The organism is Paenibacillus sp. FJAT-26967 (assembly GCF_001541095.1).
Lineage (GTDB): Bacteria > Bacillota > Bacilli > Paenibacillales > NBRC-103111 > Paenibacillus_F.
Map to the genome: position 1 here is coordinate 31,504 of NZ_LMXH01000008.1, position 25,092 is coordinate 56,595.

Annotated in this window: 18 protein-coding genes; all 18 read left to right on the forward strand. The window is 46.3% G+C overall.

All coding sequences use genetic code 11. The features are described 5' to 3' along the window. The first annotated feature begins 13 nt into the window (after positions 1–13). The 18 genes from spoIIID (at position 14) to AR333_RS21560 (ending at position 25,076) form a co-directional block, all read left to right on the forward strand. Positions 14–304, forward strand: a complete 291-nt coding sequence (gene spoIIID / locus AR333_RS21475) for a sporulation transcriptional regulator SpoIIID (RefSeq protein WP_068777424.1) — start codon at positions 14–16, stop codon at positions 302–304. A 168-nt stretch (positions 305–472) separates the two neighbouring features. Beyond that, positions 473–1,471, forward strand: a complete 999-nt coding sequence (locus tag AR333_RS21480; RefSeq protein ID WP_068777425.1) for a rod shape-determining protein — start codon at positions 473–475, stop codon at positions 1,469–1,471. Between the two features lie 13 nt (positions 1,472–1,484). Then, positions 1,485–2,300, forward strand: coding sequence for a flagellar hook-basal body protein (locus AR333_RS21485; RefSeq protein ID WP_068777426.1), 816 nt, complete (start codon positions 1,485–1,487; stop codon positions 2,298–2,300). A 69-nt stretch (positions 2,301–2,369) separates the two neighbouring features. Beyond that, the gene (locus AR333_RS21490) at positions 2,370–3,248 is read left to right on the forward strand and encodes a flagellar hook-basal body protein (RefSeq protein WP_068777427.1); all 879 of its coding nucleotides are present in this window, start codon (positions 2,370–2,372) and stop codon (positions 3,246–3,248) included. A 21-nt stretch (positions 3,249–3,269) separates the two neighbouring features. Continuing rightward, positions 3,270–3,521 (forward strand): DNA-directed RNA polymerase subunit beta, encoded by a 252-nt coding sequence (locus AR333_RS21495; protein WP_068777428.1) that lies wholly within the window; start codon positions 3,270–3,272, stop codon positions 3,519–3,521. Between the two features lie 117 nt (positions 3,522–3,638). Next, positions 3,639–4,193, forward strand: a complete 555-nt coding sequence (locus tag AR333_RS21500; protein ID WP_068777429.1) for a CDP-alcohol phosphatidyltransferase family protein — start codon at positions 3,639–3,641, stop codon at positions 4,191–4,193. Between the two features lie 198 nt (positions 4,194–4,391). Further along, positions 4,392–4,820, forward strand: a complete 429-nt coding sequence (fabZ, locus tag AR333_RS21505; protein WP_068777430.1) for a 3-hydroxyacyl-ACP dehydratase FabZ — start codon at positions 4,392–4,394, stop codon at positions 4,818–4,820. 49 nt (positions 4,821–4,869) lie between these two features. After that, the gene (locus AR333_RS21510; protein WP_068777431.1) at positions 4,870–6,564 is read left to right on the forward strand and encodes a phospho-sugar mutase; all 1,695 of its coding nucleotides are present in this window, start codon (positions 4,870–4,872) and stop codon (positions 6,562–6,564) included. A gap of 95 nt (positions 6,565–6,659) precedes the next feature. After that, complete coding sequence (locus tag AR333_RS21515; protein ID WP_367584924.1) at positions 6,660–8,732, forward strand: DUF5693 family protein; 2,073 nt, start codon at positions 6,660–6,662, stop codon at positions 8,730–8,732. Continuing rightward, the gene (csaB, locus tag AR333_RS21520; RefSeq protein WP_068777433.1) at positions 8,696–9,886 is read left to right on the forward strand and encodes a polysaccharide pyruvyl transferase CsaB; all 1,191 of its coding nucleotides are present in this window, start codon (positions 8,696–8,698) and stop codon (positions 9,884–9,886) included. Before AR333_RS21515 ends, csaB begins: the two co-directional genes overlap by 37 nt. A 14-nt stretch (positions 9,887–9,900) precedes the next feature. After that, complete coding sequence (locus AR333_RS21525) at positions 9,901–10,674, forward strand: WecB/TagA/CpsF family glycosyltransferase (RefSeq protein ID WP_068777434.1); 774 nt, start codon at positions 9,901–9,903, stop codon at positions 10,672–10,674. A 128-nt stretch (positions 10,675–10,802) separates the two neighbouring features. Next, positions 10,803–11,918 (forward strand): glycosyltransferase family 4 protein, encoded by a 1,116-nt coding sequence (locus AR333_RS21530; protein WP_068777435.1) that lies wholly within the window; start codon positions 10,803–10,805, stop codon positions 11,916–11,918. Between the two features lie 338 nt (positions 11,919–12,256). Next, entirely contained in the window at positions 12,257–16,120 is a 3,864-nt protein-coding gene (locus tag AR333_RS21535) for an S-layer homology domain-containing protein (RefSeq protein ID WP_253735947.1), read from the forward strand. Between the two features lie 489 nt (positions 16,121–16,609). Further along, positions 16,610–19,528 (forward strand): S-layer homology domain-containing protein, encoded by a 2,919-nt coding sequence (locus AR333_RS21540; RefSeq protein WP_068777437.1) that lies wholly within the window; start codon positions 16,610–16,612, stop codon positions 19,526–19,528. A 72-nt stretch (positions 19,529–19,600) separates the two neighbouring features. Beyond that, positions 19,601–20,170, forward strand: a complete 570-nt coding sequence (locus AR333_RS21545) for a hypothetical protein (RefSeq protein WP_156430981.1) — start codon at positions 19,601–19,603, stop codon at positions 20,168–20,170. Between the two features lie 163 nt (positions 20,171–20,333). Next, positions 20,334–20,609: an alpha/beta-type small acid-soluble spore protein gene (locus AR333_RS21550; RefSeq protein WP_068777438.1), complete on the forward strand. Its 276-nt coding sequence runs from the start codon at positions 20,334–20,336 to the stop codon at positions 20,607–20,609. Between the two features lie 172 nt (positions 20,610–20,781). After that, a complete protein-coding gene (metK, locus tag AR333_RS21555; protein WP_172798921.1) occupies positions 20,782–21,984 on the forward strand; it encodes a methionine adenosyltransferase in 1,203 nt (400 codons plus the stop codon). A 476-nt stretch (positions 21,985–22,460) separates the two neighbouring features. After that, positions 22,461–25,076 (forward strand): stalk domain-containing protein, encoded by a 2,616-nt coding sequence (locus AR333_RS21560; RefSeq protein WP_068777440.1) that lies wholly within the window; start codon positions 22,461–22,463, stop codon positions 25,074–25,076. Positions 25,077–25,092 lie beyond the last annotated feature (16 nt).

Sequence of the window (25,092 nt, forward strand, 5' to 3'; positions counted from 1 at the left end):
GGAGGCGAGGGGAGTGCACGATTACATCAAAGAGCGAACCATTAAGATCGGAACTTGCATCGTTGAGACGAGAAACACGGTTCGCACCATAGCGAAGGAGTTTGGAGTTTCCAAAAGCACGGTGCACAAAGATTTGACGGAGAGGCTGCCCGAGATCAACCCGGAGCTGGCCAACCAGGTCAAAACGATCCTCGAGTATCACAAATCCATCCGGCATCTTAGGGGAGGGGAAGCGACCAAGATTAAATATCGCAAGACGAAAAACGTCAAATCCGCCGAACCGCTTGTTACGGTTAAATCCTGATTCCCGAGGCCCGCCCTTCCTTCCGGAAAATTGTCGAAAAGAATCTGAAAAAAGAGGAGTTTCTGTTTTTTTCAACGAAATTAGCTTATAATGAAAAATATGTATACTATTCGAAGCACCGCTTCAGTTTATGGGGATGGACGGTTAGTTTAGGGAGGATTCAGTTTCATGTTTAGTAAGGATATCGGAATCGATTTGGGCACTGCGAACGTCTTGATTCATGTGAAAGGACGCGGCGTAGTGCTTGATGAGCCCTCGGTAGTGGCAATCGAAAGCGATACAAAGCGTGTACTTGCGGTTGGAGAAGAAGCAAGAAGAATGGTCGGGCGTACACCCGGCAGTATTGTGGCGATTCGCCCTCTTCGTGATGGCGTAATCGCCGATTTTGAAATTACGGAAGCCATGCTCAAGTATTTTATCTCCAAAGTCGGAGGTAAAAGTTGGTACTCACATCCTAGGATCCTCATCTGTGCCCCGACCAACATAACCTCTGTGGAGCAAAAGGCGATTAGAGAAGCGGCCGAACGCAGCGGAGCCCGGGAAGTTTTCATGGAAGAAGAACCGAAGGCTGCGGCCATCGGCGCCGGAATGGATATTTATCAGCCGAGCGGTAATATGGTAGTGGATATAGGCGGAGGGACGACTGATGTAGCTGTTCTTTCTATGGGAGACGTCGTCACCTCCTCCTCCATCAAGATTGCCGGCGATAAGTTTGATACGGCGATCACGAAGTATATCAAGAACAAATACAAATTGTTAATCGGAGAACGCACATCCGAAGATATTAAGATCAAAATCGGTACGGTACAAGCTGATTCATCCTTGTCTGAAATGGATATTCGCGGCCGGGATATGGTGTCGGGTCTGCCGCTTACGGTTACGATCCGCTCAAGTGAAGTACAGGAAGCGCTATGGGATCCGATTTCTTCCATTGTCACTGCAGCAAAAAGTGTATTAGAACGTACACCTCCAGAACTTTCTGCCGATATAATAGATAGAGGGGTTATTTTGACAGGCGGAGGAGCTATGCTGCATGGTTTGGATCAACTGCTGGCGGACGAGCTTAAGGTTCCTGTCCTTATTGCGGAAGATCCTATGCATTGTGTAGTAAAAGGCACGGGCATCATGCTCGACAACCTGGATAAAGTGACCAAACGAAAATTCTGATAGAGGGTGACTTATGCTTAGGGGATTATATACTGCGGCATCTGGAATGACGACGCAGCAGCGCAAGCACGATACCGTTACCAATAACATTGCCAACATGAATACACCTGGTTTTAAGCAAGAAACGACCTCAGCCCGCTCTTTTCCGGAAATTCTTATTTCCCGGATTAACGGTGGACAAGACTCTGCCGGAGCTTTAAACGTCGGACGTCTGCACACGGGCGTGTTTGCGGAGGAAACGATTCGGAAGATGCAGCAGGGTGATTTGCAGCAGACCGGCAATGTGCTTGACTATGCCCTAGTCTCGGACATTCAGGTAAATGGGATGAACTTTGACAATGGCGGCAAGGCTATTCGTCCGGATGGAACGGTTGCTTATCAGCCGCAAGCATTGTTTGTCGTCGAGAATCCCCAGACGCCGGGAGATTTGCGGTATACGCGTAACGGCAAGTTTACGGTAGATGCAGAGGGATACGTCGCGAATACGGATGGATACCGTGTTCGGGGAGCGGATGGTCAGCCGATGCTGTATAATCCGGCCGACCCTCCTGCGCCGCTTGTTATGAAAGTAGACAATCCGAATGTTCTTCTTCCGCAAGGTAACGGATTGTTCGCCGTAAGCGAAGAAGATCAGCAGCAGATCGTGGCTGTAGCCGCGAACGATCAGGTTGAGGTCCGCAATGGTTTCGTCGAGCGTTCCAACGTAGACCCGACTCAAGCTATGGTAGATATGACAACGGCTGCGCGTGCTTATGAAGCCAACCAGAAGATGGTGCAGTTCTATGACCGCAGTATGGATAAGCTAGTTAATGAAGTGGGCCGTGTATAATACAATAAGATTGCCGGCTCCAATGGAAATGTTCGAGGGCTTTCGGCTGAAAGCCCGGAGGAGACCAGAATGAATAATTCGATTATAAACGCATCGATTTCGATGCAAGGGCTGCAGCAGAAGCTGGATATTCTGGCTAACAACATGGCTAATGCGGATACGGCGGGTTATAAGAAGAAGGAAGCGAGCTTTCAGAACGTGCTGACGAATGTTCTCGGAGAGCCGGAAGGCTTTCGGCAGAACGGACGGATGACGCCGCTCGGACTGCCACAAGGCTGGGGATCCAGGCTGGTTGGCCTGCAGAGCAATATGAAGCAGGGAAGCCTGAATCAGACGGACAACCCTTACGATCTGGCAATTGAAGGCGACGGTTTGTTTGAAGTAACGGTGCCTGGATCACAGGAACCGGTATGGACACGTGACGGCTCATTCAAGTTGAGCGTTTATGAGAAAGTCGATCCTGCAACGGGAGCCCGCACCAAAGCAATGGGATTGACGACCAAAGACGGCTATTTTGTTAAGGACGCCGCGAACAATGAACCTATACAAATCGCGATCAATCCCGCAGATCCGACTCTGCAGAACACTCGGGTAAGAATCGATGAGCTGGGCCGTGTCTATGTCCGCAATCAATCCGATCCTTCGGATGCGGGCAGAATGGCTGGGCAAATTAAGCTGGTAAAGGTTGTAGCCCCACAACTGCTGACTGAAGCAGACGGGAACTATTTCCGTATACCGCCTAACATCGCGCAGAATACTGTGATAACACCTGTAAACACAACAGCGGATGGTGTAGCTGTGAAGCAGGGCTTCATTGAGAAATCTAATGTAAGCCTTCAGGATGAGATGACGGAACTAATTATGGTTCAGCGGGCATTTCAGCTTAATTCCAGAGCGATTTCTTCAGCGGATACGATGATGGGGCTCGCTAATAACCTGCGTGGGTAATACGTAAAGGAGGCGATTCTCATGTCAACGGAAGCAAACAATGAGGAGAAACCTTCCCGGACGGAGCAGAGCAGCAGCAAGCCGAAGAAACGGTCTTCGGGTGTGTCGACCGCACTTCGCATCCTCAAAATATTGCGTATCCCGCTTATTTGTTTGGCCGCCCTATTTATCGGGCTTTGGCTGGGGTATGCGTGGTTTGGTGGACAGCCCGCATCAGATATATTTAAAATCAGCACATGGAAGCATCTTTTTAATCTGGTGTTTGCAGACTGAGCCCTCCGCTCCCGCAAGGGAGTTTTCTTTTTGCCTTAAGAAACGGTATAATGGAAAACAATGAAAATCAGGAAAAGTACCTCGTAACCAGCCGGAGTCATAGAAAGGGAGAGACGATTGAATTTACCAAACCTGCTTACTTTAAGCCGATTTTTTCTAATTCCCGTCTATCTGTATATTTTCTATGAAGGCTATACGAAAGTGGCTTTTCTTATTGTCGTCCTTGCAGGCATCACTGATATTGTAGACGGATATATCGCCCGTAAGCGGAACCTGGTAACACAACTGGGGATTATGCTCGATCCGCTTGCCGATAAACTGATGATGATTGCAGTCATCATTTCCCTGTTAAGCTCCGGGATGATCCCATGGCTGGCAGCGGTGGCATTCTTTATCCGGGATATCGGCATGATCGTGGGGTCGGCTTTTTTTCATTTTCGCGGCAAGAATACGCTGCCCGCTAATGCGATGGGCAAGCTGACGACGGTATTGTATTACTTGGCCGTGCTGCTGATCATTTTCCGCATTCCATATGCAACGGAATACTTAATTGCCGTTATTCTATTTTCTTTCGTTACATCCATTATTTATGTGGTTCAGTTCGCTGCTGCGAACCCAGGTAAGAAAGAATTGCTGCGCGAGCAGTCGGCTCCGGTAAAAAAAGGGTCATAAAGACCTTGTTCGAACCCTGAAAAATTGTTTATAAAAGATAGGGAAGATAAAAAAGAGCATATTCTACGGTCTAGCGTGACCGCAAAATACGCTCCCTTATATCAACCTTCACTTCTGCAGTCGTGAAGGAATATGTTTAGTTTGGGTTGATTCAAACCAAAATATACAAACGTAAGAGTATTGGAAGGAGCAACAAACATGTTGGACAGCAAACAAATCCAGGAAATTATTCCTCACCGCTACCCCTTTTTATTGGTAGACCGTATTTTGGAGGTTGAAGACGGGGTACGTGCCGTCGGTCTCAAAAACGTAACCGTTAACGAACCCTTTTTTCAGGGGCACTTTCCAGGTTATCCGGTTATGCCGGGAGTCCTTATTACAGAGGCGCTTGCACAAGTTGGCGCATTTGCTATTCTGAATGTGGAAGCTAACCATGGCAAAATCGGTCTTCTTGCAGGGATTGATAACTTCCGATTCCGCAGACAAGTCGTGCCGGGAGATACACTGACGCTGGAAGTTAACATTACCCGGCTGAAGGGATCAATCGGTAAAGGCCAAGCTACAGCTAAGGTAGGAGACGAGCTGGTAGCCGAAGGTGAGATTATGTTTGCTATTGTAAACGCTTAGGAATCAAGGCGATGATTCAGTATCATTTTAAATAAGGGGACGATAACGAATGACTCGTGTGCATGAGCTTTATGAAAAATGGGTGCAGGATCCAGCTATTGATGAAGAGACCAAAAAAGAACTGATTTCAATCGCCGAACAAGCGAAAGAAATCGAGGATCGCTTTTATAAAGATTTGGAATTCGGAACCGGTGGATTACGCGGCGTTATTGGCGCAGGTACGAACCGGATGAACATATATACGGTAGGAAAAGCGACTCAAGCTTTAGCGGAGTTCGCATTAAATCAAGGGGTGGCGAGTCCTTCGGTTGTCATTGCTTATGACTCCCGCCATCGCTCTCCGGAATTCGCGCTGGAAGCTGCTTTAGTACTTGCCGGCAACGGTGTTAAGGCCTATGTGTTTGAATCACTGCGTCCGACTCCGGAGCTGTCCTTTGCCGTTCGGGAACTGAACGCTTCTGCAGGTATCGTTGTCACGGCCAGCCACAATCCGCCTGAATACAACGGGTACAAAGTATACGGGGCAGATGGCGGGCAGCTGGTTCCGCAGGATGCTGCGGAAGTGCTTGCCAATATTCAGAAGATTGAAGGCTTTGACGGGGTGAAGAAAATTTCCCGGAGTGAAGCGGAGGAGAAAGGCTTACTGGAATGGCTGGGCAGCGAGATGGATGAGAAATACTTGGCGGCGGTTACGTCGGTAAGCCAGCATCCCGAGATTGTGAAGCAGACAAGCGGAGACTTCCGCATTGTATTTACTCCTCTGCACGGTACGGGCAACAAGCCGGTACGCGAAGCACTGGGGCGAATAGGTTTTGAGCAGGTGCATATTGTCAAGGAGCAGGAACAGCCGGACAGCAACTTCTCTACCGTGAAATCTCCCAACCCGGAAGAGCGTGAGGCATTTACACTGGCTCTTCAGGTTGCCAGAGAGACTGACGCCGACATTATTGTCGGTACAGATCCGGATGCTGACCGCATGGGAGCTGTCGTCAAAGACGATAAAGGGGATTATTTCGTGCTGACGGGCAACCAATCCGGTGCGATTATCGTCAATTACTTGTTGGGTTCTCTGAAAGAGCGCGGTGAACTGCCTGCTAATGGCGTTGTCATCAAAACAATCGTAACCAGTGAAATGGGTGCGGTGATTGCGGAAAGCTATGGAGCGAAGGTTCTTAACACGCTGACCGGATTTAAATATATCGGTGAAAAAATGACCGAATTCGAATCCACAGGCGAGTATCAATTCTTATTCGGTTATGAGGAAAGCTACGGTTATCTGGCAGGTACCTATGCCCGTGATAAGGACGCCATCGTTGCAGCTATGCTAATTTGTGAAGCGGCCGCTTATTACAAGAGCCAAGGCAAGACGCTGTATGATGTGCTTCAAGAGTTGTACCGCACGCACGGATATTTTCTGGAGAAGCTGGAATCCAAGACGCTTAAAGGGAAAGATGGCGTGGAACAAATCGGTCGTATGATGGAAGACTGGAGAGCCAATCCGCCGGAAGCCATTGAAGGGATCGAAGTAGCAGAAGCTATGGATTACAGCAAAGGTATTCAAGGATTGCCTAAGGAAAATGTTTTGAAATTCATCATGAAGGATGGCTCATGGTTCTGCCTGCGTCCATCCGGAACCGAACCTAAGATTAAATTTTATTTTGCCGTAAAAGGTACGACCGGAGAAGAGTCCGCTGAGAAGCTGGATCAGTTGGTCCGCTTCGTACTCAGCAGAGTAGAACAATAATAGCGAAACCTCTCCAGGTCCCTGCGTTTTTTGAAAATGCCGGATACCGGAGAGGTTTTCGAGTGTAATTGATGAAGCAGGAATCATGAAACGGAGTGAACAGATTGATGCACGGATATAATGCGGCAAACCGGATGCTGCGCAAGCTATTATGGTGGTTTGTCATTGTGGGGCTTTTGGCTTCTCTGCCGCTTGCGTTCTTCCGTCAAGAGACGGAAACCTCGGCGAACCAGGTTGAATTTGTATTCGATTATCGCGACTTACTGGAGATGTCGGACGTGCGTCCGAATCCGCGGGGATTCGTTCTGCAGCAGCTACAGGCAATGAAACAGGCTGGCATCGAGTCCCTGGCCGTGTATGAGTCGACCTTGTCTGAACTTAGGCTGAGCAGGCGGATCGAAGTGTTCTCCTCACGTGAGGCCACCTCGCTGACGCAAAAGCCTATTTCGCCCAATGAAAACTTCACGTACATTTTGTTTACGGATCCTTCTTCCGAAGCGAAAATAAAGCCGATGATCGAGAACACTTTTGCGAAGCTTAACGTGAAGACAAGCCCGTGGGATTTTAAAAACCAACCGGGTCTAATCATCGAAATGAATATGGAAGAAGCCAACCTGAAGCCAATGGATCCGGATCCGATCACGCTTGAAATGCTGAAGGATCATGGTTTTCATATCGTCGTCCGTCTCGGAAACAAACGTGAGTTTGTAACGAATGAAATGGATGCTATGCTTGCTAATTTATACAAAATGGGGGTTCGCCGCTTACTGATTGATGGTGACTACGCCCCGGGATTCTCTGATGATCCCAAACAAGTCCAGCTTCACAAGATGGGTATTTTACTCGAGAAATACGACATGGGCTTAGCCAATATTGAGATGCTGAAGCAACCTCAAAAAGGCTTTGGCGTTCTTGCCGAAGAAACTGGCTACAATGTAGTGCGGCTCCACTCCTTTACCGAGAAAGATGGGGAGAAATTGACCGAAAGTCTCGTCAAAGAAGATAGGGAAGCACGGATTCAACAGACGGCGGACCGGATCGTACTGGCCGTCAAGGACCGCAACATCCGTATGATTTTCCTGAATGGCAGAGCTGTTAAGAATCTGGAAAAAGGTGCGATTATAACACCTTTGGACGCTATCTATGAAAGTTTGAATGGGCCAGATGGAGCCATTAAGCGTATAGAAGAAGCAGGTTTTACTGTAGCTCCTGCCCAAAAATTCGACTATAGCTATAACGACTATCAGAATATCGCAAGATTCTTTATGCTGCTTGGCAGTATCAGCCTAATTGTTTTGCTGTTGGGGTATTTTATACCCGAAGCGTCGCTGCTTTTGTTTGTTCTAGGCCTTATTGGCGCATCGGGCTTGTATTTCTTGTCACCAAGTCTGTATGCTCAAGCGCTCGCTTTGGGCACATCAATCGCCGCTCCGAGTATCGCAGTCATTGAGGCGATTCGTTCCGTTCAAGCAGGCAGGGCAGCCAAGGCCAAATCAGCTGTGGTCTATGCGATCGTTCAATTAGTCAAAACAACCCTGATCTCATTGATCGGTGTCGTGTACGTTGTGGGCCTGCTGAATCACATTTCTTATTTCCTGGTTATGCAGCAGTTCAGAGGTGTAAGTCTGCTGCATTTGCTCCCGATCGCAATCGTAGGGCTCTATCTGCTCCTCTTCCGCGAAAAGCTTAACTACCAGCAGCGCGGGGAGCAGGTTAAGAAGCTCCTTAAAGCCAATATCAGCGTTTTATGGGTAGTTGTAGCTGCAGCAGGTGCCGCTGTTATTTTCTACTACCTCTCACGAACAGGTAATGAAGGACAAGCTTCGCCGTTTGAACGTTATTTCCGTTCATTCCTGGAGAACACTCTGGGTGTGCGTCCGCGGACGAAAGAATTCTTGTTGTCTCATCCGCTCTTCTTGTTCGGTGCGTATCTCACGGTAAAATACCGGAATGCGGTATACCTGCTTCTGATCGGCGTAATCGGGCAGCTCTCCATTGTGGATACATTCGCACATCTGCACACCCCGCTTCACATTTCAGGCATTCGTGTCGTGTACGGAATTGTGTTCGGACTCATCATCGGCTTGCTCTTGATTGCAGCCTGGGAAATCGTCACAAGGAGTTGGAAAGCATGGGCAGCCAAACGCCGCGCAGCGGTAAAAGGGTAGTTCTCTCCGGTTATTACGGCTTCGATAACAGCGGAGATGAGGCTGTACTGCAGTCTATTCTGCTTGCGCTGCAAGAACAGGGTGAAGCGGCTGGTGTGCGCATTCAGCCGGTCGTTCTGTCAGCTAATCCTCAGCGGACTACCGAAATGTACGGAGTCGAGGCGGTACACCGGATGAAGATCCCGGATTTATTCCGGACGATCCGTTCATCGGACGGGCTCATCAGCGGAGGCGGCAGCCTGCTGCAGGATGCGACTAGCTCACGCACCATCCCGTACTACCTGTTGGTTCTTAAACTGGCCCAGTGGTTCCGCAAACCGACGTTTATTTATTCGCAAGGTGTCGGTCCCGTGAGCAATCGCCGCTTCTATTCCTGGATCGGGTCCACATTTAAGAAATGTCCCATGATTTCGGTACGAGACCAGGAATCTGCAGATTTACTCGGCACCATGGGCGTGCCGGCTTCGTCCGTCCGGGTTGTACCGGACCCGGTGATGGGTCTTCCGCTGCGCTCGGCAGAGGCGGGAGCGGAGAGCGACAGCTCCTCCGGTCACCAGTCGCCACTAACTGCCGGCAGGGCGGGACAAGCACCCGATGACGGCGCAGGATCTGCGGTTCCCGTCATCGGAGTATCGGTCCGTTACTGGAACACGGACCGCTCCGAGCTGGACGCGCTGGCAGAAGCGCTGCGCGTCGTGATGAGCAGGCGGCAAGTTCAAATCCGCCTGCTGCCGTTTCATCTCCCTTCGGACGAGGAAGCATCCGCTTACGTGGCGGATCGAGTCGGCCCGAAGGGCGAAGGGCATGACGTCCGCATTGTCAGCGGCGTCACGCATCCGCAGGACATGCTCGCCGAGGTGAGCGCCTGCGATGTGCTCGTCGGCATGAGATTGCATTCGCTGATCTATGCCGCCTCGCAGTTTGTTCCGATGGTCGGCGTGTCCTACGACCCTAAGATCGATCAATTCCTCGCGAGGCTCGGAATGGTTGCGGCCGCGTCGACGGAGCAATTCGATCCGGCGGCTGTAGCCGCCGAGATCGAGAGGCTGCTCGACGGGCGCGAGGCTTGGGCGGCCGAGAAGAAAGCCGCCATTGACCGGCTGAAGAAAGAAGCGCAGCAGCCGGCGCAACAAATCGTGCAATATTACCGTTAAGAGGGATGAGACCAATGACTGCTAACGATAACGCAATGGTGCCGATTGTTCGGATATACGGCGTTCCCGTTTCCAAGATGAACATGCAAGACACGGTAGCCTACTTAACTGAAGCGATAGAATCTCGCCGGCCGCACCATGTCATTACGGCGAATCCGATCATGATTATGGCAGCTCTTCAAGATCCTGATTACATGCGGATGATGCATACCGCGGATCTGATTGTACCGGACGGGAACGGGCTTGTTTGGGCCACCAAATACGTAGGCCAGCCGGTATCGGAGCGAGTTCCGGGAATCGATCTTATTCATGAGTTAATGAGAACCGGCGAAGCCCGGAGATGGAAAGTTTATATGCTCGGAACGACCCGGGAGACGATAGCGGCCGCGGCTGCCAAACTTGCGCAGCAGTATCCGCTGATTGATATTGTCGGGTTTCGTGACGGTTTTTTCGGAGAAGAGGAAGACGATGCGGTCGTAGGTCAGATCAGGGCTCTTGAGCCTGATATTCTACTGGTCGGGCGTTCGGCTTCGACTCAAGAACCTTGGATTTCGAAACATAAGCAGGGGTTGGCCGTTCCTGTTATAATGGGTGTAGGCGGGAGTTTTGATGTTTTTGCAGGGAAGCTTAAAAGAGCCCCCAAATTGTTTCAGAAGCTTAAATTAGAATGGTTTTACCGGCTGCTGCAAGAGCCTTCGAGGCTTGGAAGAATGATGGTTTTGCCGCAATTTGTAATGAAAGTGGTTCGAGACAAAGAAAATGTGTTAAAAACCGTTGAAAAGCGATGAAAATTGGCCGCTGTACGCTGAATTGAGATGAAATTGAGATTAGCGTTCTCAATCGAGTAGAAGTATAATTTGGTCGGCAGAACAATCAGTACAAGTTACTCGCAATAAGAGGGGTTGAAAAACCGATTATGAATGTATTATATGTGCTAGGCTTTGTTGTATCCTGCCTATTCGCACTGTTGTTAACACCGCTAGTCAAACGGTTTGCTTTCTGGGTTGGCGCCACGGATAAACCTAACCACCGGAAAGTACATACCAAGATTATGGCGCGGATGGGCGGAGTAGCTATATTCCTGGCATTTGTAGGTGCTTTCTTTGTAATATCTCCGGCGCTTTCGGGAGTAAATGCCAATGCGGCGCTTGCACTGGTGCTTGGCGGATTGGTCATTGTAATTACAGGAGCACTGGATGACCGCTTTGAACTCTCGCCTAAATGGAAGCTGCTTGGACAGATTATTGCGGCCTGTATCGTAGTTGCTTTTGGTTTGAAAATTAATGAATTCAATGTCCCGTTCGGCGGACATATTTCTTTACCCGATTACATCAGCATGCCTTTGACTGTCCTATGGATTGTAGGCGTTTCGAATGCTGTTAATCTGATCGATGGACTTGACGGTCTATCGGCTGGTGTTTCTGGAATCGGAACAGGGACCATTCTTATTCTCGCACTGCTGACACCATTCAGTGATGCGGTTACGGTTGTGCTGTTATGTACCATTTTACTTGGAAGCATTACAGGCTTTCTGTTCTACAACTTCCATCCGGCCAAAATTTTTATGGGCGATTCGGGAGCGCTTTTCTTGGGTTTCGCGCTGGCGACACTTTCTATCCTCGGATTTAAAGTATCGGTCGTACTCTCCTTGCTTACACCGATTATGATCTTGGGTGTGCCGCTTTCGGATACTTTCTTTGCTATCATGCGCCGTTTCCTGAACAAGAAGCCGATTTCTGAAGCAGATAAGAACCACTTGCACCACTGCCTGCTGCAGCTTGGGTTTAGTCACCGGACGACTGTGTTGATTATTTACGGCATCGCTGCTATGTTTGGCGGAGTAGCAATTGTCTTGAATAATTATAATGATTCCGCTTGGTTAACGGTTCTGATTGTAGCCATCCTGCTGTTTGTTCTAGTGGTAGGTGCAGAGGCTATCGGAATTATCAGCAGCAGCAAAAAGCCGGTTATCCGGTTCTTGCAGAAGCTGGGTGTTAAATCAACAAGTTTCAACAGCCGCTTGCCGAAGTGATAGTGACGTTATAAAGATGACCTAATGTGAGTTTTGGATAGACTATATCTGTTGATAAGGCTAAGCGACCGTTCTAATATTTTCTTTCATAAATAAATACCTGTTTTTTTATATGAGAAGGCCACTCCGTTGCGGGGTGGCTTTTTTGGTGGGTTTTAATTTCCAAATACTGATAAACACCTAAACTTTTCAGAAAGGCATACCGATATTTAAAATACGACTACTTTATTTTAAGACGGCTTATTTGCTTTGAATTGGAAGGAGGCCCCTTAAAGCAATACCTTTTCATGCTATCCGTCGATTAGAACCTATTTATATAAGGAGGAGTTATTTTGAAAATGAAATCCCGCAAATGGCTCAGCGTCGTGATGATGTTTGCCATGTTGATCAGTCTGCTTCCGCCCCTTACGGCGTATGCGGCTTCGACCATTTCCATTACGAATATGTACAATAAGACCGTTAACTTCGGCACGGATAAGGAAGCTCCCGAGGATTACAACAACGTAACCCGTGTAACTCGCAATCCTTTTACTTTAAAAGCAAGTATTTCTAACATCAGTGAATCACAAATCCCTACAATTTATTACGAAATTACGAATGTAAATACAAAGCAAGTTACGGTAGAAAAGTCTCACAAACCTTCGCTGACAAGCGCTAATGAAATTACCTTTACGAACATTACCCTGTCAGAGGGTCTTAACCGCATTGTTATCAAAATGGGCGATACCAACCAGCTTTCTTCCGCACCCGGCTGGATTTATTATACGCCTACAACGAACCTGACCGATTTTACAATCAACAACGAAAACCTTGTAGACGGTAAAATTTATCCGGTAGACCGCAACAACATCAGAATGGGAGTCACCGCGGTAGATATTAAAGCGAAGGCTTCCAATGCCAATCAAGTTAAGGCATATGAGTCGGGCAGTGCCAATGCGAAGCTTGGTATCCTGAACCGCAGCGAAGGCATGGTGTATTTCCGTGGCGGCGACGCAGCAGGCAATTGTGGGGCCACCGGCGAGATCTGTTTGAAAGCCGGGGATAACCGGATCGTTTTTGATTCGAGCAATGATTCGAATTCCTACCAGACTGAGAAGCGCTTTGTTTATGACAACGGCCAGCCATTTGCTTTTGGCGTGGAGATGGGAAAAACCAGCGCAGGACAAACGGAATCTCTGTTAAACAAACCAAACTTCGATGTTAAAGACCTGACACTCAAAACAAATCTTAAAGTAGACTACAACAGAGATGGTACGAATGCGCCTACATCTCTTCGTTATAACTTGGTAGATATCATGGTGAATGGTAACCAGGTTGCAGCTAATCTGGATCTTAACACACCATCTTCCTCTGTCGGGGGTGCTGTTAAGCAGTTTGGCAAAGGAACAGGCCTGAAGAATGAGTACGATGTATTCAACCTTACTCTTGATCTGAATGTAGCCGGGATATCTGAATGGACAGCAGTCCGCAACCCTCAGCAAGTTCAGTTTATTTTTAAAGATTCACTGGGAGTAGCCGGAACAGCGTCTTCTACTTACACCTTCAGCTACACCAATCCGAGCGAAGCCGGAGTAACGGATGTTGCTATGGTAACGGGTAAAGATGCGGCAACGAATCAGAATATTTATACTTCCTTGTCTGAGTTGGCGACTACAGAAGTTAATGAATTACCAGTAGAAATGAAGATTCTAACGAATGCTCATACAGCTAAAATTAGAGTTCTGCTTGATAACAAACAAGTTTCTGAAATCTCTAACCCAGGGAACAACGAATTTATTTACAAACTGGAGAACATAACGGACGGGCAAAAGCAGTTGAAATTCCTGCCGATAGATGCAGCGGGGATTCCGGTTGAGAATGGCAGCCGGGAGTATAGCATCCAAATCAACAATGCACCTTACATTATTGCCAATCAAATTTCCAGTCCTGGTAACACAGGGATTACGATCCGTGGTGTGGATCAGCTCACTTGTGGAACAACAGTAGGATGTCTTTCCGGTAAAGCGGTCAACTACCTTCCAACCGGAGCAGGCAATAAAGTTGAGCTTTATGTGAATGACAAAATGATCGAGCTTCAGGCAGCAGATTTTGATGCTAATCGTCAATTCAAATTTGAATTAACCAAATTAGCGGCAAAATACGGAATTACAGCAGCTCAACTGTTTAGCGAAGGAGCTAACCAGATCAAGTTCTATATGTATGTTAACAATTCATTGATCAGCCGGGCTGTCTATAATGTTAACTTGATTACGGCTGAAGCTCCTGAAGTTGTTCTTTTCTTGCCGAAGGAAGATACAGCTGGCAAAACTAAGTTTCCCAAAGCTCAGAAGCCGGATATGTATGCAACTACAGAGCGCACTGTTCAATTGAACGGTAAATATTTTAATACGAATGCAGGCAATGTGACCGTTTCCCTGAACGTTTACTCCAAAGATAAAGACGGCAATCCAAAAAACGATTACCATACTTGGAGCTCCACTACTGGATCTAGCACATCGGTATCAGGCGGATTTTTCGCAAGTATGCCATCTTCGGGGGTAGACTTCACAACCAATGCAATCGCCCTTCCGGAAAGAGGCGAGATGACATTCCAGTTCACGGTGACCAATCAAGCGAATATGAGCGTGTCCAAAACCGTTACTATCGCTAGAGAGCCCTTGGCCTATGTCATTAAAGAACCGATATTGATTGAGAATGAAAAGCATGAATACCAAGCCAATATTAATAGTAACTTTACCAAAATTGTGATTGACGCTGAGAAAGCGGATAGTGTTGTTTTCGGTAAAGAAAAAGCGGATAAAGAGACTTTGTATGAAAACGGTTTGGAAGTCGATCGTTTTACTTATGAAGTGAGAGATCTTAAGGCTGGCAAGAACACAGTCAAATTTACTGTTAACCGGGGCAGCACCAAAACAAGCGGAAGTATCGTACTCTTTAATACGAATACGCCAGTTGCAGGCGCGCAGTATCTGGATAACATGGGCTCCAGCTTCAAAGTGTTTGATGGCGGACTCCAGCTGAAATTTGATAAAGACACGAAGCTTAAACGTTATAAGCCTACATTTGATAACAAAGAGTATATTACCGCGGACCGCAAATTGTATTTCGGTATCGCGGATAGCATTGACGGACGAGTGGATAAGTTCTCCATTCACAATCAGTTCCCTAACGATTATGCGAAATCCCGCTTAGCTGTCAAAGGCAAGTCTGATAACTTCAGTACGGCTAGCAAGTTATATTATGTGGATGCGGGTGTGATTAATGAGAAATCAAGCGCACAAACTCCAGAAGACTATTTAAGCTATGCTTTGCAAGGCAGAGGTATTGAGCCATACGATCCAAAGACAAACTTCTTTACACGCTCAGTCGATCAAACAGTAGTTCCTACTAAACGTGGTACTTTAACGCTTAAGTTTGATCCTTCTATCCGTGATGATGCCGGCAAATACATTTCGGTCTTCTTCTTTGATACGTATGAGCAGTACAACACTTTGACTGGCCGCGGATGGGTTAATCTCGGTGGTACAGTGAATACGGGAAGCAACACCATTACCGTACCTTTCGAGAAATTCGGTTACTATCAAGTTATGTACATGGACAAAGGATTCGATGATTTAACGGGTCACCCGTGGGCAAGAAATGAATTGGAGATGTTATTCTCCAAAGGAATTATGAACAGTAAGACAAATTACTCGTTTAGTCCGAACGAGCCGATTTCCCGCGGTGAGTTCGCGACGATGCTTGTCCGTATCTTTGATCTCCCGCTGAATTACGGGGGGACACCAACGTTTATTGACGTATTCAAAGTCGAGAACCTCTACGGACTGTATGATTATAAGTACATTGAGACGGCAGCTCGTGCCGGTATCATTCGTGGTACTGCCGGCAACCGTTTCAGTCCGGATAGTTCTATTACCCGTCAAGATATGGCGGTCATGATTGCACGCGCAGCTGATTTGAAGCTTGCAACGGACGCGAATAAGACTTTGAGCAGCCTGCAGAAGACATTTACGGATGGCAGCGCCATTGACTATTATGCACGCCCGGCCGTAGAAGCGGTATTCAAGAAGAAGTATATTGAGGGCAAACCTAACGTTCTTATTGAAGGCCAGAAGAAAGAAACCGTGCGTTTCGATCCGCTGGAGACCTTCACAAGAGCAGAGGCTGCTATTGTGGCATCGCGAGTTATGGGTACTAAGTAAGGATTATTATGGAAGATACGGCCGTGCACAATGTGCGGTCGTTTCTCTATATATAGTAGAAAAACGGCTTAATAGCAGTGAAATTGGACATGCCTAATAATTCCAAGCTATAATACATAAGAAGTTACAAAATAATTTCAAAAAAAATCGCAACAACCGCAACTTTTTCCGAAACCGTTCGTTTAATACATTGGAAGAGAAAGAAAGCCCCTAAACACTAAGGTTTTCTGGAATCATTTCTCAAAATTCTTCTTTACGTAGCAATAACGCCAATGTATAATGTTTAAAGTGGTGTTAGATGTCTACATATCTATTATTTTCTCGTTACTAGATTCTATGCGGACATGAGATCTGCAGATGAATTAGTTATACTATTTCAGGCTCTACAACTCTGGAAAGGGGGTGAATCAAACAATGAGGAATATGAGCTCTAGATTTCCCAATCACTCTCAAAACCCGAAAGATATTCAAGGAGGAGACAAAAAGGTTATGAAAAAAAGTTTATCCGTTATTCTTTCCACAGCTATGGCATTATCCGTATTTTCTTCCGTAGCATTCGGTGCTAAAGCAGACGATTTCTCCGATCTTAAAGATCTGGACGCGGCTACAAAAGCCAAGTTTGATTCGATGATTCAAGCAGGTATCTTCGACGGTGTTGAAGAAGGCCGCTTTGGTCTGAAAGACAAAATGAACCGCGCTCAATTCGCTAAAGTTGCAGCTTTGGTTTTCGAACTGAAATCCAATGCTACTACTTCCAGCTTCACTGATGTTAAATCCAGTGACCCAGCTAACGGCTATGCACTTCCTTACATCGAAGCTCTTAGAGTTGCTGGTCTTACTGATGGTAAAGAAGAAGGCAAGTACGTACCAGCTGGCGACGTAACTAAAGAAGAGCTTGCTACTTTCTTAGTTCGTGGTCTTGGCAAAGAAAGCGAAGCGCTAGCTAAGCCAGGCGTTTCTGACCAAACCGTATCCGGTTGGGCTAAAGGCTATGTTCAAATGGCTCAAGAACTGAAATTGTTCGATACTCCAGCTGGCCAGCCTTTCAACGGTTCCACACCTGCTACTCGTGACCTGCTTGTAACAGCTTCTTACCAAGCTCAACAAGTCGTTAACGCTAGCAAGAAGCTTTCCGTAACTGAAGCTAAAGCTACAGGCATTAAGAAAGTATCGGTTAAATTTAACCGTGAAGTAGATACAACTAAAGCTACACTGGCTCTGAAAAGAGGAACTGCAGCAGTAGCTACAGACGTAGTATGGGCAGAAGACAAGAAGTCTGCTGAACTTACTCTGAAAGACGTTAAAATCATCGATGGTACTTACAGTGTAACTCTGTCCGGTGTAGATTCCTCTACAGTAGACAAATCCACTGCTGAGTTCCAAGCTACTGATGAGAAAGTAACTAGCATTGATTTCTTGAATACTTCCGACACAATTGCTTATGGTAAAAAAGTCGGTATCAAGATCAAAGCAAGCAACCAATATGGCGAGAATGCGTCTTTCTCCGCTAGCAACTACACTGTTTTCACTTCCAACGTTGAGAACAGCCTGAAGAAGAACGAAGACGGAACTTTGATTCTGACTCTCAAAGTTGACGATCGTGATTCCAATGGAAAATCTTTGAACGGTATCACTCAAGGTATGGGTGTTATCCCAGTTAATATCTTTAACAACGAGTCCCGTGTTGCTAAAGACAAGACTTTCAAAGTAAACGTAGCTCCTTATGCTACCAAGCTTGAACTTAGTGATGTTGTATACAGCAACACTAACAAAACACTTGCTAATGTTGGAGAAACAGCAACTGTAAATCTTTATCAATACGACCAATTCGGCAACATCATCTCTGATGTTGATGCTGGCAACATCTCCAGTGTACCGAACGTAATCGTAACTCCTTACGAAAAAGGCCTGTCAGTTTCCGAGAAAACATTTGAGAAAGTTGTATTCTCTCTAACTGAAAAAGCTAGCTCGAGTGCTGAGTACACAGCTACTATCTATGCTGGTGCATCTTCCGCAACTACGAAGCTTAGCGTGAAATCCAACAAATTTGCTAAAAAAGTTGAATTCGGAGATTTCAGCGGATCTTTAGCGGCTGGCGATGGCGAGAAATTCCTCCCAATCAATGTTTATGACGAGAGCGGCAATGCTCTTACAGCACAAGAAATCGTAGACAATGCTGATATCATCAAAGTTAACAGCAGCGTTGAAAACGTATCTCTGCAGCTTACTGGTGAGAACAAAGGTAAAATCAGAATTGCTGGTATTCCTGCAACTCTTGAGAATGGATACATGAACATCAGTGTTTCCATCATTGCTCCAGGAGTTAACAGCTATGTTAACAAGAACTTCAAAATCGACAAATCTCGTATCGCTGATTCACTTTCTGTAGCTACTGAGTCCAAGCAAAAAGCAATCGCTGGTGCAGAAACCGATCTGATTCTGAAAGTTAAAGATCAAAACGGTGAAGTAGTTAACAGTGTGAGTAATGCAGACTACAGTGTTAAAGTTACCCTTGAAGGCAACTCCACTAATGTTTCCTTAGTAAATAAAGACCAACAAACTCTTACTCAAAATTATGCTAACACTGATTTAGAAACATTCAATAAAGGTTTCACAATTAAAACTGCACCAGGTGCTACTGGAACCTTTAAAGTTGTAACTAAGCTCTATAAAGGTACTAATGAAATTGATTCAATCTCCAGAGAAGTAACTATCGCTAAAGCTGACGAGAAATTGACTTACAACGTTGCTGCTGTGAGTGACCTGTTTGCAATCCTCGACAATGCTAATGCACCTGCTGCTGATAAAGCAAATGCTTATGACAGCAAAATGGGTCGCAGTGTAACTATTGAAGCTAAAGATGCAGCAGGTAAGACTGTAGCTGTACCTACTAACTTCATTACAGGCGTATCGTCTTCCGATAATACTGTAGTTAAAGCAGTTTATGCTGACAATGCAGGAAAAGCTAAACTTGTTGGTAACAAAGCAGGTACTGCAAACGTAGTTGTTACTTTCAAAACAGCATCCGGTGAGTCTAGTGACCAAACATTGGCTGTTAAAGTTAAGAATGATGCTGTAGCAGTAGCTTCTCTGACTTCTAAGTCGGCTAAGAAATATGTTAATGATGTGTACACTACTATGGAACTGAAAGCAAAAGACAACTATGGCATTGAGTATGCTTACGATGCAAACATCGCAGCAATTGATACCAATGTTATCGAGAAATATGACGCTTTCCTTGGTATTCGTTTCTCCATCAGCGGTATTGTAACAAAAGCTAATGGTACGGATAATGGTGTTTCCTTGGGATCTAATGGTACCCTGAACATTGGTAATGATGTAATTGAGTTCACACTCAAAGCAACTGCTCCTAACGGTACTTCCACAACTACACTTGTAACTAAGTAATTTGTAAAAAAATAAGAGGGCCTAGGCCCTCTTATTTTTTTTTAGAAAAAATCAAATATGGAGGTGGTTTACATGAAGAAGTATTTCTTAATGACAACCACATTGTTGGTTTTCGTATCTACTATATCTATTACTAATGCCGCTGCCCCGACCCCAGGCTCTGTGGACGATCCAGTCGTTACAAAAAGCTACTTAGAACAATACGTCCAAAATCTTGGAGGATCTACAGGCGGGGGGAACAATTCAGGTTTAACGGAGAGCAAGGTTAGAGAAATTATTGCTCAAGAAGTGGCCAAGCTGCCCAACAATGGCGGGGGAGGTACTACTTCTCCAGGCACATCTGCTGATTTGAAAGTTGTCGTTTTGAAATCAGGCCAAACTCTCTATGCAGATGCAGGTGCTGAACTGATTGTCCGCACGGGCAAGACGATTGCAGTAAGCAGTGATGATAATGGGATTCCAGACGTAACAGCGGGTAAGGATCTAGCCGCTGGGACTGTTATTACTAATAATCATCTGCTTATTTTCCCTAGAGACGGACGCGGTGTTAAACCGGATCTCAAGGAAACAGCAGAGGTATATGTAATGGTACGTGGAGGCTATGTGGTTCAGAATGCCGATGGAACACGTGTGGCGCAATGATGGCTATATAACACAACAAGTTAGTTCATATCGAAATGCTTGTTGTGTTTTTTTCGTGTGTTTTTCTCTCCATAAATTAACCCTGCTGACAAGAAATTATCCGCGTTTTTTGTGAGGAGAAGGTGATACTATCTGTACCAATATGTAGAGGAGTGAAAGAAACATGGCAAGCAACAAAAAAGTAGTACCTGAGTCCCATAAGGCACTTGATTTACTCAAGTATGAAATTGCTGCGGAAATGGGTCTTCCTGTAGGGAAACAAGCTTTGAACAGCTTAGATTTCAATACGGAATTCGCTTCGGATCTTGGTTCCATACCAGCCGCTTCCATTAAAGAAGATTACTGGGGACATATATCCTCACGTGATTCGGGAGCAGTAGGCGGGGCTATTACAAGCCGTTTAATACGTAAGGCGGAAGAGGTTCTTTTTACGTTATAATTTATGATTGTTTCTAGGTTATGCTGGTTTGACTTTCCCTTATAAATACAGTAATATATTTTGAAGAAGGTCATGTTAAGCAAGCAACCTTTTCCATCACGGAAAAGGTTCATTTTTTGTGTAAGTTTGCACTTGTTTTTACATACTATAATGGAGTAGGAGGTCGGTGACATTGACACTAGAACGCGGCAGACGTTTATTTACATCCGAGTCCGTGACAGAAGGTCATCCCGATAAAATTTGCGATCAAATTTCCGATGCGGTGTTAGACGCATTTTTGGAGAACGATCCGAACGCACGCGTAGCTTGTGAGGTATCTGTAGCTACCGGTTTGGTACTCGTCATCGGCGAAATTACTTCTCGTTCCGAGTACGTGGACATTCAAGCAATCGCACGTAAAACGATCAAAGATATCGGTTATACACGCGCTAAGTTTGGTTTTGACTACCAGACATGTGCCGTACTGACTTCCCTTAACGAACAATCCCCTGACATCGCACAAGGGGTTGACCAAGCTCTTGAGGCTCGCGAAGGTCAAATGAGTGACGCTGAGATCGAGGCAATCGGTGCAGGCGACCAAGGTCTTATGTTTGGTTACGCGACGAATGAAACACCTGAATTGATGCCGCTGCCGATTTCGATGGCTCATCAGCTCTCCCGTAGGCTTACTGAAGTTCGTAAGAACGGTACCCTGGACTATCTTCGTCCGGACGGTAAAACTCAAGTAACGGTTGAGTATGACGGGGACAAGCCTGTTCGTGTAGATGCAATTGTTGTATCCACTCAGCATGCTGAAGAAGTTACGCTGGAGCAAATCCAGAAGGACATCAAAGAGCACGTGATTAAACCCATCGTTCCAGAACAATTCCTGGATGAAAATACGAACTACTTTATTAACCCGACTGGCCGCTTTGTAATCGGTGGACCTCAAGGGGATGCCGGCTTGACTGGCCGCAAAATTATCGTGGATACTTACGGTGGTTATGCGCGTCATGGCGGTGGAGCATTCTCCGGTAAAGATCCGACAAAAGTCGACCGTTCTGGTGCTTACGCAGCTCGCTACGTAGCTAAGAACATCGTCGCTGCGGGCCTTGCTGAGAAGTGTGAAGTTCAGCTTGCGTATGCCATTGGCGTTGCTAAGCCGGTATCCATTAGCGTGGATACATTCGGTACAGGCGTAGTAGCAGAGGACAAGCTTGTTGATTTGATTCGCAAGCATTTTGATCTGCGCCCGGCGGGAATTATTAAACAGCTGGATCTGCGTCGTCCAATCTACAAGCAAACTGCTGCTTACGGTCACTTTGGCCGCAATGATTTGGATGTTCCTTGGGAGCGTACAGACAAAGCGGATCTTCTGAAAGCCGATGCTCTGTAAACTATAAGATATCTTGAAGAACACGGTCTACCCATTGCGGGGAGGCCGTGTTTTTTAAGTGTTGGGAAATAATTTCGCTTGAGTAGTCTGTAATTTGAGATTAGGTTATCAGGAGATTGCTAGATTGCTAGATTGCTAGATTTCTAGAGTAACACCCGTGTGCACTGGAATTGAATAGATTGTCCTTTTCTATAAGACTTATGTAACTCAAGACTCAAAAATCCCTCAAATATCATCCTCCCTACGAATCCTATAGCTAGTAACTAGAGATTCCTTTCACTACTGCACTATTAAAACTCACTTTTTAAAGCAAAAAGACTCTATTATTCGCTACTTTGACACTCAAATAGTCCCTTTTCCTCTTATTCTGTGAAAAATCGAACGAAATACGTAACTTTTTGGCTAGAATGAGAGTCTATACTATTGTGCGTTCTAGTTGATTTTACCTATTTAGGAGAGAGGAAAGTGAAACAAGCATGAGATTTACCAGCAAGTTGTGGAGAACGACACTGGCTTTTGTCGTCGCATTTCAAGTCGTCGCTTCCACACCTTTACCGACCTTTGCCGCAGAGCCGTCCGTCACTCTCAAATCGGAGAACATACTAACATCGGGTGCCGTGATGAAAAGATATGTTTGGAAGTTTACCAGAAACAATAAGCAGGTTACGGCGAATGCCAATGTTATTGAAGTGGATTTAACAAGTCCCTATGTCAAACTGGATGTAATGTCGGGGAAGACTACGACGTTAACGGATAAGCAGACCGTAATCACTATGGCCAAAGAATCAGGAGCTGTAGCTGGTGTGAATGGAGACTTTTTTAATACCCAAGCAGAGGGTGTGCCGTTAGGTCCGCAAATTACTAATGGTCAAATTATTACTTCGCCGGTTAATAACATGAAAGGCTTGTATGCCTTTGGTGTAACGAAAGACAACAAACCGGTAATTGATCTGTTCGCGTTCCAAGGTACGATTAAAGCAAGCAATGGTGCGGCTTTTGATCTGGGTGGTATCAACAAAACCTACTATTGGTTCGACGATGGTACTCACAGCCATAAAGACGGGTTGTTCATGTATACAGAAGCATGGGGACAAGTGGAACGCTCGAATGACGGTCAATCGACTCCTACTGAGGTGTTAGTGCAAGATGGAGTGATCAAGCAAATTGCCGTTAACTCTGTCATTAAACAGGTGCCGCCGGCGAACGGCTATATCCTGCGCGCTGCAGGCAAGTCTGCTGAGTTCGTTAAAACGAATTTGAAGGTAGGCGAGAAGCTGACTTCGAATTATGCTTTTACAAATCAAAGAACGGGTGCAGTTTATCCCAACGATACATTCAAAATGATGATTGGAGGCCACTCTATTCTAGTAGACGGGGGCAAGGCTACAACCTTCTCCAGAGATGTTTCTTCTCTAGGCGGCTACCGTTCCCGTACAGGAGTAGGGTACTCGAAGGATATGAAGACGGCTTACGTAGTTACAGCCGATAAGAATGACAACAGCGCGGGCATGAGTCTGCAAGAGTTCCAGAAGTTCCTGATCGCCATAGGTGCCGATAAAGCTATGAACCTGGATGGCGGCGGGTCGACCCAAATGGTAGAGCGTCCGCTTGGCACTACAAATATACAGCTGGCCAATCAGACGGAATACGGTTCTCAGCGAATTGTCGTCAATGGACTGGGTGTTTTTTCGACAGCTCCGAAGGGTCAGGTCAAGAGCTTAGTCGTTAAAGGCGATACAGAGCTGTTCTTGAATGAGAAATCTTCTTATACATTCAGCGCTTATGATACTTATTACAACCCGATGGCCTCGAATGGAATTCAGCCTCAGTGGCAGGTAACGAATGGACTGGGTAAATTCGAAGGAAACTCGTTTATCCCGACGAAATTCGGCAGTGGAAAGCTAACGGCATCATCCGGGGAAGGTTCATCCAGCCTGGATGTTAAAGTCATCCGACGTGCGGACCTTAGCTCGATGAAGGTTACTAAATCCGGCGGGCCTGGCCTGGTTGCGGGTGGAAGCTATAACCTGACGGTGTCGGCTACGACCAAAAGCGGCAAAACCAAGCAGCTCTCTCCGGCATCGCTCGAATGGGAAGTGCTAGGCATTAAGGGAGCAGTGAAAGATGGCGTGCTTCATGTAGAAAGTCTGGAGGGCGCTAAAAATGCCCAGGTTATTGCCCGTTATGACGGTTTCAGCAGCATGGTTAGTATTCCGATTGGCAATGAGTCCATGTGGTACAACCTGGACGACAAGTCTGTCCTGACCAATACGGATAAATATCCGGCAGAGGTAGAGGCGAAGGCGAGCATTGTGAAGAATGAGGCGGGCAACAACAGTTTGCAGCTGGCCTACGATTTTACAAAAGGTAAAGGTAACAAAGCAGCTTACGCGGTATTTAACACGAACGGAGCACAGCTCTACGGGTATCCTCAAGCCATTAATTTGCGCGTGAAAGGGGACGAAAGCGAGAACTGGCTGCGTGCGGAGATCATTGATGCAAATGGTAAAAAAGAGCTGGTCGAACTGGCCAAAAATATTAACTGGCAGGGATGGAAGTCCGTATCTGCCAATTTATCGGGTTTAAATCTAAAATATCCGCTGACTATACGCAGTATTTATGTCGTGAATCCTGAGCAGGGCCAGGACGAGCGTGCACTGCAAGGCAAAATAGAACTCGATGATATTTCATTCAGTTATCCGGATTACGGTACGGCGGGATCTATGTCCAAAGTGAAGCTGCAAATCGGAAGCAAGACAGCGACCGTCGATGGTAAATCGTATGTGCTGGAACAAGCTCCTATTAATGATGCAGGCAACACACTGGTCCCTATACGTTTCGTGTCCGAAGCGCTCGGAGCTAAAGTATTGTGGAATCAGGAAGAGCTGCGCGCGACCGTAGTTAAGAATAGTAACATCGTAGATATGTGGAACAATCAGCTGGATTTAATTGCCGACGGCAAGCGTGTTACAGCGGAAGTCCCTCCACGGATTGTGAACAATTTGACGATGGTACCCCTGCGGATTATCACTGAAAATCTGGGCTGGAAAGTCACTTGGAACCAGCAAGAACAGTCCGTTACACTGCAATAAATAGTTCTATTAGTTT